The organism is Streptomyces physcomitrii, assembly GCF_012273655.1.
In the GTDB taxonomy this organism is placed as follows: Bacteria; Actinomycetota; Actinomycetes; order Streptomycetales; family Streptomycetaceae; genus Streptomyces; species Streptomyces physcomitrii.
The window spans coordinates 81,654-98,853 of the sequence record NZ_JAAWWP010000005.1 but is presented as its reverse complement, the minus strand read 5'-3'; the positions used below and the strand labels follow the sequence as shown (position 1 = coordinate 98,853).

General features: G+C 68.7%; 13 protein-coding genes and 1 tRNA gene. 6 read left to right on the top strand and 8 right to left on the bottom strand.

Annotation, left to right across the window (positions count from 1 at the left end):
* Positions 1-29: 29 nt before the first annotated feature.
* Positions 30-590, bottom strand: a complete 561-nt coding sequence (locus tag HFV08_RS10270; protein WP_168538084.1) for a P-loop NTPase family protein — start codon at positions 588-590, stop codon at positions 30-32.
* Positions 587-1,597, bottom strand: a complete 1,011-nt coding sequence (locus HFV08_RS10265) for an AAA family ATPase (RefSeq protein ID WP_168538082.1) — start codon at positions 1,595-1,597, stop codon at positions 587-589. The genes HFV08_RS10270 and HFV08_RS10265 overlap by 4 nt, the downstream gene beginning before the upstream one ends.
* A 166-nt stretch (positions 1,598-1,763) precedes the next feature.
* Between HFV08_RS10265 and HFV08_RS10260 the strand changes: the two genes are divergently transcribed.
* The 4 genes from HFV08_RS10260 to HFV08_RS10245 all read left to right on the top strand — a co-directional run bounded on the left by HFV08_RS10260 (position 1,764) and on the right by HFV08_RS10245 (position 5,367).
* Complete coding sequence (locus HFV08_RS10260; protein ID WP_168538080.1) at positions 1,764-2,036, top strand: hypothetical protein; 273 nt, start codon at positions 1,764-1,766, stop codon at positions 2,034-2,036.
* 313 nt (positions 2,037-2,349) lie between these two features.
* Positions 2,350-3,702 (top strand): hypothetical protein, encoded by a 1,353-nt coding sequence (locus HFV08_RS10255; RefSeq protein WP_168538078.1) that lies wholly within the window; start codon positions 2,350-2,352, stop codon positions 3,700-3,702.
* Positions 3,703-3,745: 43 nt separating this feature from the next.
* Positions 3,746-4,423, top strand: coding sequence for a class I SAM-dependent methyltransferase (locus tag HFV08_RS10250; protein ID WP_168538076.1), 678 nt, complete (start codon positions 3,746-3,748; stop codon positions 4,421-4,423).
* Between the two features lie 20 nt (positions 4,424-4,443).
* The gene (locus HFV08_RS10245; protein ID WP_168538074.1) at positions 4,444-5,367 is read left to right on the top strand and encodes a glycosyltransferase family 2 protein; all 924 of its coding nucleotides are present in this window, start codon (positions 4,444-4,446) and stop codon (positions 5,365-5,367) included.
* A gap of 56 nt (positions 5,368-5,423) precedes the next feature.
* Here HFV08_RS10245 and HFV08_RS10240 read toward each other — a convergent pair whose 3' ends face one another.
* From HFV08_RS10240 to HFV08_RS10225, 3 genes are all read right to left on the bottom strand, one after another.
* On the bottom strand, positions 5,424-8,063 hold the full coding sequence (locus HFV08_RS10240) for a valine--tRNA ligase (RefSeq protein WP_210430128.1): 2,640 nt from the start codon (positions 8,061-8,063) through the stop codon (positions 5,424-5,426).
* 887 nt (positions 8,064-8,950) lie between these two features.
* Positions 8,951-9,024: transfer RNA gene (locus HFV08_RS10230), tRNA-Pro, on the bottom strand.
* Between the two features lie 211 nt (positions 9,025-9,235).
* Positions 9,236-10,177, bottom strand: coding sequence for a metallophosphoesterase (locus tag HFV08_RS10225; RefSeq protein WP_168538066.1), 942 nt, complete (start codon positions 10,175-10,177; stop codon positions 9,236-9,238).
* A gap of 548 nt (positions 10,178-10,725) precedes the next feature.
* Here HFV08_RS10225 and HFV08_RS10220 point away from each other — a divergent pair.
* A complete protein-coding gene (locus HFV08_RS10220; RefSeq protein WP_168538064.1) occupies positions 10,726-11,193 on the top strand; it encodes a GatB/YqeY domain-containing protein in 468 nt (155 codons plus the stop codon).
* Positions 11,194-11,610: 417 nt separating this feature from the next.
* Here the strand turns inward: HFV08_RS10220 and HFV08_RS10215 are convergent, their stop codons facing one another.
* A complete protein-coding gene (locus HFV08_RS10215; protein WP_168538062.1) occupies positions 11,611-13,860 on the bottom strand; it encodes a transglycosylase domain-containing protein in 2,250 nt (749 codons plus the stop codon).
* A 385-nt stretch (positions 13,861-14,245) separates the two neighbouring features.
* Here HFV08_RS10215 and HFV08_RS10205 point away from each other — a divergent pair, with 385 nt between their 5' ends.
* The gene (locus HFV08_RS10205) at positions 14,246-14,587 is read left to right on the top strand and encodes a WhiB family transcriptional regulator (protein WP_040250196.1); all 342 of its coding nucleotides are present in this window, start codon (positions 14,246-14,248) and stop codon (positions 14,585-14,587) included.
* A 199-nt stretch (positions 14,588-14,786) separates the two neighbouring features.
* On the opposite strand, the gene bagB is transcribed toward HFV08_RS10205, so the two are convergent.
* Together bagB and bagA are read right to left on the bottom strand one after the other, a co-directional pair.
* Positions 14,787-16,124: an ATPase BagB gene (bagB, locus tag HFV08_RS10200; protein WP_168538060.1), complete on the bottom strand. Its 1,338-nt coding sequence runs from the start codon at positions 16,122-16,124 to the stop codon at positions 14,787-14,789.
* On the bottom strand, positions 16,121-17,101 hold the full coding sequence (gene bagA / locus HFV08_RS10195; protein ID WP_168538058.1) for an ATPase BagA: 981 nt from the start codon (positions 17,099-17,101) through the stop codon (positions 16,121-16,123). The genes bagB and bagA overlap by 4 nt, the downstream gene beginning before the upstream one ends.
* Positions 17,102-17,200: the final 99 nt, after the last annotated feature.

Genomic DNA, 17,200 nt, shown 5'->3' with positions numbered 1-17,200 from the left:
CGTGCGTCAGTTCGCTACCCTCCTGGCCGTCAGGAACGAGGTGACGTGGCGCAGACGATGTCGTCGATTTTTTGTGCGGCCTCACGAGGCGCTGTCACATCCGTGTCCACGCGCAACTCCCAGTGAGCCTGTGGATGATTCACGAGATCGGCCCGAGTGGCGTCCCACGCGGCCAGCCGAGCCGCCGTGTCCGTGTCCCCCCGCTGCGGTGAGCGCTGGGCGGTGGTGTCCTTGGAGCACCACAGCAGGACGCGCACCCAGTGCGCCGGGAAGAGGGCGGTCACCTGCTCCATCCCTGCCATCTGGCCGAGGTGGACGACAGGAGTCCTGCTGTCCTCCGTGGCCTGGTCGAGGCCGGGGCGGTCGACGACGTAGACGTTGCCGTACCGGTCGTTGCGGTAGATGACCTCGCCGCGTGCTTCCAGGGCGGCCAGCTGCTCCGGTGTGCCCATTCGGTAGCCCTGGGTCTTCCCGGTCCCGATCTTCAGTCGGGTGAACGGCACGTACCGCTCGTCGAGTTCGGACAGTGCTGCCGTGATCGTGTCCTTGCCTGCCGCCGGAGGCCCGTACAGCAGGACGCCTCGTCTCACTGGAACACCGTGCCGAAGACCTGGCGCACCTGGTCCGTGAGGGATATCGCAGCGCCGAGCCGGTTGTCGACGACCAAGTGCGGTACGACGGGCCGTAGTTCGAGGTCGATCCCGGCGGCGTACGTGTCCCAGTTCTGGAGCTTCCAGCTGTCCCGGGCGGCGGACCGGAAGGTGATGTACTCGTGCATCGTGTCGAGGTCGCACAGGATCCAGACGACGGCCACGGTGACGCCGCGCGCTTCGCAGCGATTGATCAGGCGGCCCATCCACCGAGGGTCGGTGGACTCGGAGATGAACGGTGCGCTCAGGACCGTGCTGATCGCGCAGTCGATGTTCGCGTACGCGGTCTCCAGCAGGCACTGGTATTCCAGCGGGCGAACCTTCTCCCGGTAGAGGTCGGTGTGCCGGTCGTTGGGGTCACTGCCCATTTCTATGAGAAGGCGCTCGACGAGGGGACGCGTGATCGGATCCTTGTCGAGAACCGGCCAACCAGTGAGCTGGGATATGAAGCGGGCGAACTCCGATTTCCCGCTGCCGGCGTAGCCGCCGACCATCAGCAGTGTCGGCTTGTTCGGGTCGCCGCCGGTGTGACGGCGCTTCCAGGCGTCAAGGATTCGCTGCTGTACCCCTTGCCCGTCGGTTTCCTCCGTACCCGGCGAGAGCTGGAGTAACGCGCGCTCCACCGCCAGCACGTGGGCCCCGTTGTGCGGTTCGCTCGACGCAGTGAACTTGAGCTTTCTGGCCTCGTCGGGCAAGGCATTACGGAAGCCGAGTTCGGGCTCGGTCGCGCGATACAACAGGCAGTACGCGCGGCGGTAGTGCGGTCCGGGATAGATCTCGCCCTGCTCGTGCTGCCACAACGTCTGGAAGTTGGCGGCCGGCACCGCGAGTCCCGCGGCCCGCGCCACCTCACGCAACTGCTCGCCCGCGCCCTCCAACGTCAGGCCGTGAGCTTCGCGTTGCTGCCTCAACCTGTCCGGACGCCAGCCCGGCCGACTCTTTCCCACCGCGCCTACCGCCTGCCCATCTCTGGTCGTGATCCGGAGCCTAGGTCAGCCTCTCATGGGCGCGTGTGTAAGCGGATGTTGAAAAGTCAGACCAACCAACCATGAGCCGATGATGAACAGCTCCGGCAACGGCCCGTGATACTCCGGGCGCGTCCGGACCGCTGTCATGGTCACACCGACGCGGTCGTTGTCTACCCGCCTCGGTCTCCAGTATCCGTACGAGATCGAAGGGGGCTCCGCGGTGGCTGTCGAAGTTGCTGTCCTACTGATCCTCGGCATCGTGATCGTCTTCTCATGCCGTGGTGGTGGGCTCAAAGCGGGTCACGCCGTGGTGTGTACGGTCTTCGGCCTCTACCTCGCCGGAACCCACAGCGTCGGGCCGCTCGTGCAGGACGTCACGGTGTCCCTCGCAAGGTTTCCCTCGGGATTGAGGCTGTGAACACGCCGACTGTGCCGATGGGATCAGTGGCACAGGACAGGGTCCTCGGCCTCGTGGCGGCCAAGCCGCCCCACCTCGTCGATCCGGACGGGAAGTCATCGCGGCCTGGGCGGTCGGCGCAGACACAGGAACCGCAAGCCGTCGTCCCCTGAGGAGCAGCTCCGGAGAAGCAGGGACAGCAGTCAGATAATTCCCAGCCGTCGAGCTCGGGCCAGTTACGCATCACGCAATTCAGCCCCTACTGGCGCGCGCCCAAAAGCGGTCACCAGCATCCATCCCATTCGGCCAGCAGGAAGGTGTTCTCGTGATACCCATGCATCACCTCATCGTGGTCGGTTTTGATGAGATCGTCGCCAACAAGTACCTGCAGTGCATTCGCGATGCCATCAACTCCGGTTACATCGACTCCTATTCCATCATCGATTTGGAGTCGCAGCGGGCGGAAATCGACGGGCGCATACAGGCGGCGAGTGTGAAGCCGCGAGGAGTCGTTTACCTGCCGGATTTCGGCGACCGAGCACGGGAGACACCGCAAGAGCTCATTGCGGCCGCCGTCCAACGCCTCCGAGTACCCGGCGTACCGACGAAGGTGTACATCGCCACGGAGGTACGGGCTCACGAGGCATACCTGCGATTCTGCGTGGAGAACCACATCAGCTCGCTGGTGGAGAAGCCCGTACTGGCTCCCATCGTCGACGGTCGGTTCAAGCCCTCGTACATCACGAAGACCATGGAGGAACTCATCGGTGTTGCTGCCGACTCCTCCGCGGAGCACTCGGTGATGACGCTGAGCCGGTACCACCAGATCTACAACCACAAGGTCGTTGCCTCGCTGAGGGAGCGGATGGAGCGGTGGGAAGCGCCCCTGACTTCTTTCCATCTACGGGCCGCCGGCGGTGTGTGGAACCTCCAGCGGGAGTTCGAGAGCCGCGACGATCACCCGTACAAGTACGGCTACGGGATGATGATGCACGGTGCGTACCACTACGTGGATCTCGCGACCCAGATCCTGTCGCTCAACGCGGAGCTCTTCCCCGAGCGCCAACTCGGGTTGGAAGTCAGCGCCTTCGGCGCCTTCCCCATCGACCAGCACCAGCGCCTCTCCCAGCCGATCGCCCGCAGCTTCCAGGACGCCGGCGCGCGGTGGCCGGCGGACTCGGATGAGAGCTTCCGTTTCGGCGAGACCGACGTGACCTCCACGTTCCGTCTCGTAGACGCCGCGACGGGGAGGACCGTCTCGCTCGGGACCTTGTCCTTCGAGCAGACCACCCCTTCCATCCGCGACTGGGCCGAGCTGCCGGACGGCCTCTACAACGTCAACGGCCGCACGTCGAGCGTCAACCTGGAGGCCCAGCTGTCGACGCTCTTCTCCACCCACGTCCACTGCTACGACATCCCTCGCGGTGTCAGCGCGGACGGGATCGACGCGTTCGCCCGCGTGACCACCCGCGCCAACGCCGCGCTGTTGCCCGACGAGCAGTACATGTCGGAGGAGTCGTTCGACGGGCTGTTCCACAGTGACAGCAACCGCCAGCTCATGGAGCACTGGCTGCGTGGCTCCGAGCAGCGCAGCTCCCTTGCGAGCCACCTGCGGCCCATGCAGGTCACCGAGGCACTCACCTCGTCGGTGCTCGCTCCTGGGCGCCTGGTCACGGTGCCCGTTTAGGCGCCGGCAACTCCAATCCAACCAGGGCACAGAGGAGTTACCCATGAACGAGCTGGTTTCGAAGGCATCCGTGCATGCCTTCTACGCGGACGCGATCCCGCGCGGCCGGAACACCGCAGAGAACCTCCAGGCCACAACCTCAGAGCGGTTCAACACCCTCCTGGAATCCATCGGAGACGGGACCCCAACTACCGCATTGGATCTGGGATACGGGACCGGGACCTACACCATCGCGTTAGCGCGCGCCGGGTTCCGCGTCGTAGCGGTCGATCAGATACCCACCGACGTTCTGCTTCGCCGCACCGACGGCGCGGGCGAGTGGGCCCGCCGGATCGACCCTCGGGAATGCCTCGCCGAGAACTTCGCCATCGATGAGGACTTCGGGGTCATCGTCGCCAAGGACGTCCTGCACTACCTCGCGAGACGCGACGTCGAGTCCCTCCTCACCAGCGCGGTCACTCACGCGCGTGGAGCGAACTACCACTACCTCGAAGTCTTCACGGGGATCACCCGCAGGTCCGTGGACGGCCGACTGCTGCGTATCGAAGGGGAGGCCGACTACTCCCCGGGCTCCTTCCGGCACATCGTCGAGCAGATCTACGACGGCTGGGACCTCACGCTTCTCTGGTCCGAGCACGCGGAACAGGACAGCCGAACCGGGCGCAACTGCTTCGAGGCGACCACGGCCACCGTCATTGCCGCCAACAACCGGGCAGCCTGATCAGAGACAGGGAGAACACCGTGAAGTCGAGCACGCCCGAGGGGATCAGCTTCGTCATCTCCTGCTTCAACTCGGGGGATGACCTAGTCGAGGCCGTCGAATCCCTGATCCAGCAGCCCCACACGTTCCCGTACGAAGTCGTGATCGTGGATGACGGCTCCGACGACCAGCCCACGCTTCGAGCCATCGCGCAGTGCGCCGAGCGCGCCGAGGTGCGCATCGTCCGTCAGGAGCGCAGCGGACACCACGCCGCCAGGAACGCCGGCATCGACGCAGCCTCCTTCGAGTACGTGATGCAGCTCGACGCCGACGACCGGCTCGCCACGGACCCCGAGCTGCTGAAGGCCGGCAGCTATCCGGACCGGGCCGTCAAGCTCCTCAAGACCCACCAGCACGTGGCCTTTGTCCACACCATGTCGCGGATGATCGGCGACTTCGATGGGCTCACCATCTCCTCCTACCCGTGCCGCGAGGAACTGGTCCTGCGCAAGCACCACGTCCCCACGTCCATCGCCTACCGCCGGGACGACGCCATACACGGCGGTCTCTACGACCCGGACGTACGGAAGTGGGGGGACTGGGCGTTCGCCGTGAACCTCCTCGCCGGGCGGTTCCGCAGGGGCGAAGCCAACCACATCGTGTGCATAGCCGGCCCGCTGCACGAATACCGGGTCCATACGCGGACGCAACGGGTCTCCAACGCCGAGATCTCCGAGTTCGACATGACCCTGCTGGTGGTGGAGAAGAACCTCGACCTGTTCCGGCACCACTTCAGCCGCGATGACTCGGCCGAGGACATCGCGCGCCTCGTCCTGGCCTCGAAGCCGTCCCGGCTCGTCGACCTGATCCGGATGGCCGAGTTCGACCTCGAACAGGCCCTGGCGGTTGCCCGCCAGCGGCAGTTCTCCCTGTCGAGCCCATTCGAGGCCCTCGGCATCCCGTAGCCGCGCCCGCTCTATGAAGGAAGCCCCGGACATGCGTCCGGGGCTTCCTCTGGCTGCTAGGCAGGCGGCAGGTTGTTGGTCTGGTTCTGCAGCCGGACGATGTCCTCTTCGGCCTTCGTCAGACGGGTACGGATCTTCTCGATCACGTTGTCCGGCGCCTTCGCCAAGAACGCCTCGTTGCCGAGCTTGGCCTCAGCCTGGGCCTTCTCCTTCTCCGCCGAAGCCAAGTCCTTGGCCAGCCGCTTGCGCTCGGCCGCGACGTCGATCGTGCCGGACAGGTCGAGCGCGACCGTGGCGCCGGCGACCGGGAGGGTCGCTGTGGCACTGAAGCCGTCGCCTTCCGGCTGGAGTCGGAGCAGCTGACGGATGGCGGCCTCGTGGGCAGCGAGCTCCGTACCCGAAAGGTCCAAGCGGGCCGGGACCTTCTGGCCGGGCTGCAGCCCCTGGTCCGAGCGGAAGCGGCGAACCTCGGTGATCACCTGCTGGAGGCTCTCGATCTCCGCCTCGGCCGCGGCATCGCGGAACCCGCTGTCCGTGGGCCAGTCGGCGATCACGACGGACTCGCGGCCGGTGAGCGTGGTCCACAGCGTTTCCGTCACGAACGGGACGATCGGGTGGAGCAGCTTCAGTGTCATGTCCAGGACCTCGCCCAGGACGCGTGCCGAGACCTTGGCCGCGTCGCCGCCGGCCATGAACGTCGTCTTGGACAGCTCGACGTACCAGTCGAAGACCTCGTCCCATGCGAAGTGGTAGAGGGCATCGGCGAGCTTCGCGAACTGGTAGTCGTCGTAGTACGCGTCCGCCTCGGCCACGACGGTGTTCAGCCGGGACAGGATCCAGTGGTCCGTGGCCGACAGCTGCTCGGCCGGGGGCAGTTCGCCCTCGACCGTGGCGCCGTTCATCAGCGCGAAGCGGGTCGCGTTCCAGATCTTGTTGGCGAAGTTTCGGGACGCCTGGACCCAGTCCTCGCCGATCGGCACGTCGGTACCGGGGTTGGCGCCTCGTGCGAGCGTGAACCGCAGAGCGTCGGAGCCGTACTTGTCCATCCAGTCCAGCGGATTGACCGTGTTGCCGAACGACTTCGACATCTTCTTGCCGTGCTCGTCACGCACCATCCCGTGGAACGCGATGGTGCGGAAGGGGATCTCGCCGTCCATCGCGTAGAGGCCGAACATCATCATCCGCGCGACCCAGAAGAACATCAGGTCGTAGCCGGTGACCATGGCCGAGTTCGGATAGAACTTGGCCAGGTCCGCGGTCCTCTCGGGCCAGCCCAGGGTGGAGAAGGGCCACAGGCCAGAGGAGAACCAGGTGTCGAGGACGTCGGTGTCCTGTTCCCAGCCCTCCCCGGTCGGCGGCTGCTCGTCGGGGCCGACGCACACGGTCTCCCCGTCCGGGCCGTGCCAGACGGGGATGCGGTGCCCCCACCACAACTGCCGTGAGACGCACCAGTCGTTGAGGTTGTCGACCCAGTCGAAGTACCGCTGCGACAGGTCGGCGGGGTGGATGTCCACCCGGCCGTCGCGGACCGCGTCACCCGCGGCCTTGGCGAGCGTCTCGACCTTCACCCACCACTGCAGAGACAGCCGCGGTTCCAGCGTCGTCTTGCAGCGCGAGCAGTGGCCCACCGAGTGGACGTAAGGCCGCTTCTCGGCGACGATCCGGCCGTCGGCGCGCAGCGCGGCGACAATCGCGGAACGCGCCTCGAAGCGGTCAAGCCCATCGAAGGGCCCGTGGGCCGTGATGACACCGCGCTCGTCCATGACGGAGAGCGACTCCAGGCCATGCCGCTGGCCGATGGCGAAGTCATTGGGGTCGTGGGCCGGGGTCACTTTGACCGCACCGGTGCCGAACTCGGGATCGACGTGGGCGTCGGCGACGACGGGGATGGTGCGGTCCGTGAGCGGGAGCTTGATCCGCTTGCCGATGAGGTTCTGGTACCGCTCATCGTCGGGGTGAACAGCCACGGCGGTGTCGCCGAGCATGGTCTCCGCACGAGTGGTGGCGACGACGACCGTGTCGTCTCCCTCGCCGTACTTCATGGAGACGAGCTCGCCGTCGTCGTCCTGGTAGTCGACCTCGATGTCCGAGATCGCGGTGAGACAGCGCGGGCACCAGTTGATGATGCGCTCGGCGCGGTAGATCAGGCCGTCGTCGAACATCTTCTTGAAGACGGTCTGGACGGCACGGGACAGGCCCTCGTCCATGGTGAAGCGGTCGCGGCTCCACGCGACGCCGTTGCCCAGGCGCCGCATCTGCCCGGCGATCTGGCCGCCGGACTCGGCCTTCCACTGCCAGACCCGCTCGACGAACGCCTCGCGGCCCAGGTCGTGGCGGGACTTGCCCTCCTTGGCGAGCTCCCGCTCGACGACGTTCTGGGTGGCAATACCGGCGTGGTCCATGCCGGGCTGCCACAGCGTCTCGTAGCCCTGCATGCGCTTGCGGCGGGTGAGGGCATCGATCAGCGTGTGCTCGAAAGCGTGGCCCAGGTGGAGCGAGCCGGTGACGTTCGGCGGCGGGATGACGATCGTGTACGCGGGCTTGTCGCTCTTCGCGTCGGTCTCGAAGTAACCGCGCTCTACCCAGCGCTCGTACAGCGGCGCCTCTACCTCGGCCGGCGCATATTGGGTCGGCAGTTCGGGAGCGCTGTTCGGCCCGCTGTCGGGGCGCTGAGTGTTGTCGGTCACGGCGGCCATTCTATGGGCCCGACGTCCCTGCACTTGCCTGGCTATTCGCCTCAAGATCGACAGGGGTCGGGGCATGTAAAAGGCCGTACGGATGTGATTCAAGTGTGACCAAGAACACTCCCGTACGGCCGCTCTCAGTTTACCGCCTTCGGCGCCGTCCTTCTGCAGGATGGTGGCGAATCGCGTAGTTGGATCAGCTCGTCGTCGGCTGCGGCTGCCCGCTGTGGTCCGCATGGTTCATGGGGCGGACGTGGTCCCCGCTGCTGTCCTTCTCGGCCGCTGACGAGCATGGCTGCTGCCATGGCCCCGGTCGTCAGGGCCGCGGCCCGAACAGGATCTGCGCGAGACTTCTGGTCGAGCGAGAGCGTTGCCAGTGTTGAAGAACGTGATGTTGCCCGAGTCGCTGATGAGCTGGGGCGCGAAGTACTCAAGCCCAGCGTGTTTCCGCATCACGGGGCACGTCGGTTCGGAAGCGACCCGCGTCAGTGATCTCCCCCTGCCACCTCCCCTTCTTCCTGGGAGTGGTCACCAAGCCCCGGTTCCTGAGCGCGCGGGCCGTGACGGCGAGTTCGGGGCTGTCAGAAGTGACGGGGTCGGTTCCGCCCCCGATGCGGGTGAGGAGTGTGAGCTGCCGGTCATTTGTCGGAGACCAAGCGTGCATGGCGATCGTCGTACCGTCTCAGGTCTTCGGCACAAGCCGTGCAGTGACTCATTCGGGGCGCGAGGCGTACATCGCGCTAGGAGGAGGCGGAATGCCATCCTCGTGAGTCAACCTGGGAGCCGGATCCCGAAGATCACACCCAGTTGGCTCCCAAATGGCTCCAAAACAGGGTCGAAACGCAAATCAGGCCCGGTACTGATCTCTCAGTACCGGGCCTGACCTGCTGTTACGGCTGTCGGGGTGGCGGGATTTGAACCCACGACCTCTTCGTCCCGAACGAAGCGCGCTGCCAAGCTGCGCTACACCCCGATGTCGCTGCTTCGCTGTGCACGTCGCGGCGACATCGATTACTTTAGCGGACCCGCGCCCGGAGACGAAATCCGGTTTCCGGGCCCCGGTCGATGCGGACCGACCTGCGGGCCTCCCCAGCTCAGCAGCTCAGCCTGCGGCTCTCGGGCCCCCGCGGCAGTACCCCCGGACACCCCGCCCCCGCACGGTGCCTCACCCCAGCGTGGTGACCTCACTCCGTCGCCGTTCCCGCTCCCGCCACCAGCGTCAGCAACGTCGCCTCCGGTGGGCAGGCGAAGCGGACAGGGGTGTAGCGGTTGGTGCCGCAGCCGGCGGAGACGTGGAGGTGGGCGGTGTGGCCGGCGGTGGTGTGGGTGGAGAGGCCCTTGGCGCGGTCGGTGTCGAGGTCGCAGTTGGTGACCAGGGCGCCACGGAACGGGATGCAGAGCTGGCCGCCGTGGGTGTGGCCCGCGAGGATGAGCGGGTAGCCGTCCTCGGTGAAGGCGTCCAGGGAGCGCAGGTACGGGGCGTGTACGACGCCCATGGAGAAGTCGGCGCCGGAGTCGGGGCCGCCGGTGACCCGTTCGTAGCGGTCACGTTTGATGTGCGGGTCGTCCAGGCCGGTCAGGCCGATCTCGACGCCCTCGATCTTGAGGGTGCCGCGGGTGTTGGTGAGGTTCAGCCAGCCCGCTCCGTCGAAGCCGTCGCGCAGGTCTTCCCAGGGGTTGTGGACGGCGGCGACCGCCGGGGGGTTGCCGTTGAGGCCGTGCTTGCCGGCGGCCTTCTCCAGGAGGTAGCGGGCCGGGTTGCGGAGTTTGGGGCCGTAGTAGTCGTTGGAGCCGAAGACGTAGGCGCCGGGGAACTCCATCAGCGGGCCGAGGGCGTCGAGGACCTCGGGTACGCCCTCGGGGTCGGAGAGGTTGTCCCCGGTGTTGATCACGAAGTCGGGGCGGAGCCCGGCGAGCGAGCGCAGCCACCGCTGCTTCTTGCGCTGGCCGCCGACCATGTGGATGTCGGAGACCTGGAGCATCCGCAGCGGGCGCATCCCCGCGGGCAGCACCGGGACCGTGACCCTTCTCAGGCGGAAGGAACGGGCCTCGAATCCGGCGGCGTAGGCCAGCCCCGCCACTCCGGCGGCGGTGATGCCCAGGGGTACTCCGTATCGCGCGCGCATCTCCCCATCGTCGCAGACTCCGCGGGGGCCCGGCAGCGCGGGCGGGAGGCGGGGGCGGGGTTCCGGGGCGCGGGTGCCGGCGGGGGAGGTACGTACGGTACGGGGTCGGGACCGGACCGCGGCTCGATCTGGCGGCTTGGCGGGGGTGCCGGGCAACTGCCGTTTGCGCGAACGGGGTTGACCGCCCGTAAGCCACCTGCCGACGGTCTCTTCCTGCGCCGTCTTCGGTCCCTTCCTGTCTTCGTTCTTCGTTTCTTGCAGTGGCACGGGGCACGGGGCAGGCGCGGCGGCAGCGGAGGTGCCTGTCGCCGCGCCCTCTCGCTGCCCTCTCGCGGCGCTCGTGCACCCCCCCGCGGTGCTCCCGCATTGCCTCCGCGGTGGCCCCGTACCGACGTCCCGGGCCGGAGCGCGGTTGTTGTGGACCGGCGCTCGGCCGTCGGCGCCCGCCCCGGGAAGCCTGTGCGCGCCCGTCCCAGGGAAGCCCGCACGCGCCCGCCCCGCGGAATTGGGCGGGCGGCGGGGGCCGCGTACCTGCGACACTGAGCCGCATGACCACGCTCAAGTCGAAGTTGCAGGAAGACCTCACCGCGGCGATCAAGGAGCGCGATGAGCTGCGCTCCTCGACGCTGCGGCTGACCCTCGCCGCCGTCACCAAGGAGGAGGTCGCGGGCAAGACCGCGCGTGAACTCTCCGACGACGAGGTGCAGAAGGTCATCGCGCGGGAGGCGAAGAAGCGCCGGGAGGCCGCCGAGGCCTTCGCCAAGGGCGGCCGTCCCGAGCAGGCCGAGCGCGAGCAGGCGGAGGGTGTGGTGCTCGACTCGTACCTGCCCAAGCAGCTCAGCGACGAGGAGTTGGGCGAGATCGTGGCCCAGGCGGTCGCCGAGGCGAAGGCGGCGGGTGCCGAGGGTCCGCGGGCCATGGGCCAGGTCATGAAGATCGTGAACCCGAAGGTCGCCGGGCTGGCCGAGGGCGGCCGGGTCGCCGCCGCGGTGAAGCAGCAGCTCGCGAACGGCTGACGGCGGTGGCCCGGCCGCGGCCGCGGCTCGCGAACGGCTGACGGGGGCAACTCGCCCCCAGCTCCATCTCGCGAACGGCTGACGGGGGCAACGGGCCTCAGCCCCGCCTCACGAGCACCCGGCCGCGCCAGAGCAGCCGCAGCCCGCGTACAACAGCACCCCGCGTGCAACAGCACCCCGCGAACCCCCGGCGGCAGCAACTCGCCCCCGGCCGACCGCACTCGAAGAGGGGCGCTCCCCGGAACCCACCCCGGGAAGCGCCCCTCACTCATGTCGCCAGTCGACTCATGTCGCCAGTCGACTCAGGTCACCACTCGTGCCACCGAGCCGCGCCCACCGCACCACTCACGTTCCCGCATGACCGATCACGTTCCCGCACGGCCGAGGACCGACAGCTGAGGACCATCCACAGTCCCCTCACCGCAGAGGCCACCCACCGCCCCCATTGCCGTTCCCGCCCCCGTTGCCGTTGCCGCCGTTCCCCCCGCCGCCGATGAAGTCCGGCGGGAGGGAGATGCCGGGCCAGGGGCTGTCGTCGCCGTTGCCGTCGTCGTCGGGCTTGTTGGGCTTGCCGCCGTCGCGCGGGGGCTTGGGGCGGTCCCGTTTGTCGCCGGGGATGTGGACGTCGGTGAAGCCGGGGGCCGGTTTGCCGTTCAGGGCGCCGGTCATGGCGTCCTTCCAGATCGGGCCGGGGACCTCGCCGCCGAAGACCTTGTCGTAGGGGACGCCGCCGATGTTGATGCCGACCATCCGGCGCTGGTGCTTGGGGTCGCCGACCCAGACGGCGCCGGAGAGGTTCGGCGTGTAGCCGACGAACCAGGCGGCGTAGCGGTTGTCGGTGGTACCGGTCTTGCCCGCGCTCGGGCGGGCCGCGCCGAGGCCGGCCTGCTTGCCGGTGCCGTCCTCGACCACGCCCTTGAGTAGGGCGCTGACGGTGTCGGCGGTCTTCGGTGACATGGCGCGGGTGCAGGTGGACTTGGGCACCCGCATGGCCTTGCCGTCCGGGCCGGTCACCGAGCCGATGGCGATGGGGCTGCAGTAGGTGCCGCGGGAGGCGAAGGTCGCGTAGGCGTTCGCCATCGTGAGAGGGGACATCTCCGAGCTGCCGAGCGCTATCGACGGCGTCTGCGGGATGGGCTGTCCGTTGGCGGGCTGCACGCCCATCCCCTTGGCCATCTCGATCACCGGGCAGATGCCGATGTCCGAGATCATCTGCACGTAGTAGGTGTTGACCGACTTCGCGGTCGCCTCCTTCATCGTGTACGGGCCGCGCTCGGACTCGTTCTCGTTGGTGAGCGTCTCGTTGCCGTAGTTCTTCCACCGCTTGCCGTCGCACTGGGCGACCGGGCTCGGATACGTCATCTCGTACGGCGAGGAGTAGCGCTTGCCCGCGGGGGTGCCGCGCTCCAGGGCCGCCGCGGCGACGATGGGCTTGAAGGTCGAGCCGGGCTGGTAGCCCGCGCCGCCGCCCATGCCGTGGTCGACGGAGAGGTTCATCGTCGTCTCGTCGGACTTGAAGCCGTAGGGGCGGGACTGGCCCATGGCGAGGATCTTGCCGGTGCCCGGTTCGACCAGGGTGGCGGCGGTGGCGACCTCGTCCGACTGGTTCACATGGGCGCGCACCGAGTCCTGCACGGACTGCTGGGACTGCGGGTCGAGGGTGGTGCGCACGGTCAGGCCGCCCTGGTTCCACACCTTCACGCGGTCCTTGCGGGTCTTGCCGAAGACCCGGTCGTTGAGGAAGACCTCGCGGACGTAGTCGCAGAAGAAGCCCGCGCCCTGCACGGCGGTGATGCAGCCGTTCTTGGGCTGGCTGACCTTCAGGCCGAGCGGCTTGGCCTTGGCCGCCTTCGCCTCGGCGGGGGAGATGTCGTGCAGCTCGGCCATCCGGTCGAGCACGGTGTTGCGGCGCTTGGTCGCCTCCTCGGGGGAGGCCACCGGGTCGTAGCGGCTCGGCGACTGCACGAGTCCGGCGAGGAGCGCCGCCTGCTCCACGCCGAGGTCCTTGGCGGAGGTGGAGAAGTACCGCTCGGCGGCGGCCTCGATGCCGTAGGCCTGCTGACCGAAGAAGGTGATGTTGAGGTAGTTCTCCAGGATGCGCTTCTTGCCCAGCTCCTCCTCGACCTGGATCGCGTACTTGAGTTCGCGGATCTTGCGGCCGATGTTCTGCTGGGTGGCCTCGGCGACCTTGTCGGCGTCGTCGCCCGCCTCCTCGACGAAGACGTTCTTCACGTACTGCTGGGTCAGCGTCGAGGCGCCCTGGGCGACGCCGCCGCTCTGCGCGTTCTCGTTGAGGGCGCGCAGGATGCCCTTCATGTCGACCGCGCCGTGCTCGTAGAAGCGGGCGTCCTCGATCGCGATGATCGCCTTCTGCATGTACGGGGAGATCGACTTGAGGTCGACGACGGTGCGGTCGCGTTCGTAGACCGTGGCGATCTTGCCGCCCTGGTTGTCCAGGATGGTGGTGCGCTGGCTCAGCGGCGGGTGCTTCATGTTGGCGGGGATGTCGTCGAAGCCCTCGACGCTTCCCTTGGCCGCGAGTCCGAGCGCGCCCGCCGCGGGCAGCGCGACACCGGCCATCAGTGCTCCCGCGAGCACGCTGACCCCGAGGAACTTGGCAACCTGCTGGGCGGGGGACAGGCCGGAGCCCGGGCGCTTCTTTCCCATGGGGCCAGCCTACGTTCCCAATCGCCGGACAGGCGTATATGCCTTGGCCTAAGCTGCTCTCAACTGTCACGGCAATGAGGCCTTGTGGCGCCCCTCCACCGTCCCCGAATCCGGTGGAGCCTGCCCCGAATCGCACAGTGCGTCACGAAGCGCCCGATTTACTCGCGTTGAACTGCCCTGCTATGCCGGGCTTGTCGCATATGCCCTCGGCTCACTCCGTTGGGTGATCTGCCGCGTACCCATAGTCCGTTCGGGCCATGCAAGATTGGGCCCGCAGGGGGTGTTGCGCTCTGCCCACGTTCCGTAACGTCCTCAACTGGCAGCGGTGCATATGCCGCTGTCGCCGTGGTGGGGGAGCCTCGATTCGGGAGAGGACGGCGCCGGTATGGGCTGGGTTACCGACTGGAGTGCGCAGGCGGCCTGTCGCACTACCGATCCGGATGAACTGTTCGTTCAAGGAGCAGCGCAGAACAGGGCCAAGGCGGTCTGCACCGGGTGCCCGGTGCGCACCGAGTGCCTGGCCGACGCGCTGGACAACCGCGTCGAGTTCGGCGTGTGGGGCGGGATGACGGAGCGGGAGCGCCGGGCGCTGCTGCGCCGCAGGCCGACCGTCACGTCCTGGCGCCGGCTCCTGGAGACCGCGCGCTCGGAGTACGAGCGCGACGCGGGCCTGCTGCCCGTCGGCGAGGAGGACGAGGTCTTCGAGAGCTACGCGGCGGTCGGCTGACCGCCGAGGGGACCTCGTGCCGACCGCCAAGACGCCCTCGGCGCCCGGCACTTGAGGCCGGGACGCGCTTCGGCGCGGTCTGACATCGGCCACGAGCCCCGGCCGACGGCACCTTCCGCCACGGACGGCTTCGGACGCGGCCGCGCACCACGCCGCATCCCTCGGCGCGCGCCCGCATCCCTCGCCGCGCGCCCGTGCGTCAGGGCGCGGCCTCCTCCGCGCCGCTCGCCGCGAGGCGCTCGCCGATGGTCCGCAGTCCGTCGAGGTCGTGTACGTCGCCGGGCAGCGCCGCCACCTCGGTCACGGCGACCTCGGGGTGCAGGGCGGCGAACCGGTCCCGGGTGTGCTGTTCGCGTGCCAGGAGTTCCATGCGTTCGGCGTGCAGGCGCAGCAGTCCGGCGGTGATCTCGTCCACGCTCGGTCCTTCGGCGGGGGAGCCCTGGTCCTCGGTGGCCGTACCGGTGGCGCCCGCTGCCGGTACGGGATCGTCCGAACCGGCTTGCTCCGCAGGGGAGTTGGCGCCGGATCCGGTGTCGCCCCGGTCAGCTTTCCCGTCCTCGAGATCCACAATGCCGGCCTCGGAGAGGTTTTCCGCCGCCGCCAGCGCCCGCCGCGCCGACAGCTGGGCGGCCCCGCTGGTGTGCACCCGGTTCAGGACCAGACCGGCGAGCGGCATGTCCTCCGCGGCCAGGCGCTCGACGAAGTACGCCGCCTCGCGCAGCGCGTCCCGCTCCGGGGCCGCGACCACCAGGAAGGCGGTGCCCGGCGCCTGGAGCAGCCGGTAGGTGGCGTCCGCGCGGGTGCGGAAACCGCCGAACATGGTGTCCATGGCGGCGACGAAGGTCTGCACGTCCCGCAGCAGCTGGCCGCCGAGGAGCTTGCCGAGGGCGCCGGTCATCATCGACATCCCGGCGTTCAGGAACTTCATCCCGGCCCGGCCGCCGACCTTCGCGGGCGCCATCAGGACCCGGATCAGCCGGCCGTCCAGGAAGGAGCCGAGCCGCTTCGGGGCGTCCAGGAAGTCCAGGGCCGAGCGCGAGGGCGGGGTGTCCACCACGATCAGGTCCCACTCCTCGCGGGAGCGCAGCTGGCCCAGCTTCTCCATCGCCATGTACTCCTGCGTACCGGCGAATCCGGCCGAGAGCGACTGGTAGAAGGGGTTGTTCAGGATGGCGGCGGCCCGTTCGCCGTCCGCGTGCGCCTCGACGATCTCGTCGAAGGTGCGCTTCATGTCCAGCATCATGGCGTGCAGTTCGCCCTCGCCCTTGATGTCCGGGACGCGCCGCGGGGTGTTGTCCAGCTCGTCGATGCCCATCGACTGGGCCAGCCTGCGCGCCGGGTCGATGGTGAGGACGACGACCTTGCGGCCGCGTTCGGCGGCGCGCAGGCCGAGGGCGGCCGCCGTGGTCGTCTTGCCCACCCCGCCGCTGCCGCAGCACACCACGATGCGGGTGCCGGGGTCGTCGAGCAGGGCGTCCACGCCGAGCGCGGGCGGGGTCTCGTCCAGGGGCTCCGGGGCCGCGTCGTCCAGGGTCATGCCACTCCCTGCTTCCGCAAGATCTTGGCGAGCCGGTAGAGCCCGGCGAGGTCCAACCCCCCGGCGAGGAAGGGGAGTTCGTGCAAGGGCAGGTCGAGCCCGGCGAGCACCTCGCGCTGGCCGCTCTCCAGGGCGAAGCGCTCCGCGTACTCCCCGGCCTGCTCCAACAGCGGGGTCACCAGGCGCTCGGCGCCGCCGCCCCGGCGCGCCCCGCCGAGCCCGGCCGCCGAGAGCGACTTGGCGAGGGCGGCGCGCGGCGGTGTCTCGCGCACCCGCCGGAGCGCCGCCTCGTCGAGCACCTCGGGCCGGACCATGTTCACCATCACGCGGCCCACCGGCAGCTTCGCCGCCCGCAGCTCGGTGATGCCGTCCACGGTCTCCTGCACCGGCATCTCCTCAAGCAGGGAGACCAGGTGCACGGCGGTGTCCCGGGACTTCAGGGTGCGCATCACGGCCTGCGCCTGGTGGTGTATCGGGCCGACCTTGGCGAGCCCGGCCACCTCCTCGTTGACCCCGAGGAAGCGGGTGATCCGGCCGGTGGGCGGGGCGTCCATCACCACGTGGTCGTAGGCGTACCGGCCCGCCTTGTCCTTGCGGCGGACCGCCTCGCAGGTCTTGCCGGTCAGCAGCACGTCCCGCAGCCCGGGCGCGATGGTGGTCGCGAAGTCGATGGCGCCGAGCTTGCGCAGGGCCCGGCCCGCGCCGCCCAGCTTGTAGAACATCTGGAGGTAGTCCAGGAGGGCCAGCTCCGGGTCGATGGCGAGCGCGAAGACCTCACCGCCCCCCGGCGCCACCGCGATCTTGCGCTCCTCGTACGGCAGCGGGGCCGTCTCGAAGAGCTGCGCGATGCCCTGCCGGCCCTCCACCTCGACGAGGAGGGTCCGCTTGCCCGCCGTGGCGAGGGCGAGCGCGAGTGCGGCGGCCACCGTGGTCTTGCCGGTACCGCCCTTGCCGCTGACGACCTGGAACCTGCTCACACATGCGAGCCTAACCAGTGCCGCGCCCCGCTACGCACCGAGCGGGCGCCGGCGGGAGGGGGATCACACCGCCCGCGCTCCCGCCGGGCCCGCGCGGCG

Bases quoted from the DNA above. Each gene is read 5' to 3' on its own strand.
- HFV08_RS10255 (WP_168538078.1), top strand. From the start codon at position 2,350: ATGCATCACCTCATCGTGGTCGGTTTTGATGAGATCGTCGCCAACAAG.
- HFV08_RS10215 (WP_168538062.1), bottom strand. From the start codon at position 13,860: ATGGGAAAGAAGCGCCCGGGCTCCGGCCTGTCCCCCGCCCAGCAGGTT.
- HFV08_RS10220 (WP_168538064.1), top strand. From the start codon at position 10,726: ATGACCACGCTCAAGTCGAAGTTGCAGGAAGACCTCACCGCGGCGATC.
- HFV08_RS10225 (WP_168538066.1), bottom strand. From the start codon at position 10,177: ATGCGCGCGCGATACGGAGTACCCCTGGGCATCACCGCCGCCGGAGTG.
- HFV08_RS10205 (WP_040250196.1), top strand. From the start codon at position 14,246: ATGGGCTGGGTTACCGACTGGAGTGCGCAGGCGGCCTGTCGCACTACC.
- HFV08_RS10250 (WP_168538076.1), top strand. From the start codon at position 3,746: ATGAACGAGCTGGTTTCGAAGGCATCCGTGCATGCCTTCTACGCGGAC.
- HFV08_RS10240 (WP_210430128.1), bottom strand. From the start codon at position 8,063: ATGGCCGCCGTGACCGACAACACTCAGCGCCCCGACAGCGGGCCGAAC.
- bagB (WP_168538060.1), bottom strand. From the start codon at position 16,124: ATGACCCTGGACGACGCGGCCCCGGAGCCCCTGGACGAGACCCCGCCC.
- HFV08_RS10260 (WP_168538080.1), top strand. From the start codon at position 1,764: ATGGTCACACCGACGCGGTCGTTGTCTACCCGCCTCGGTCTCCAGTAT.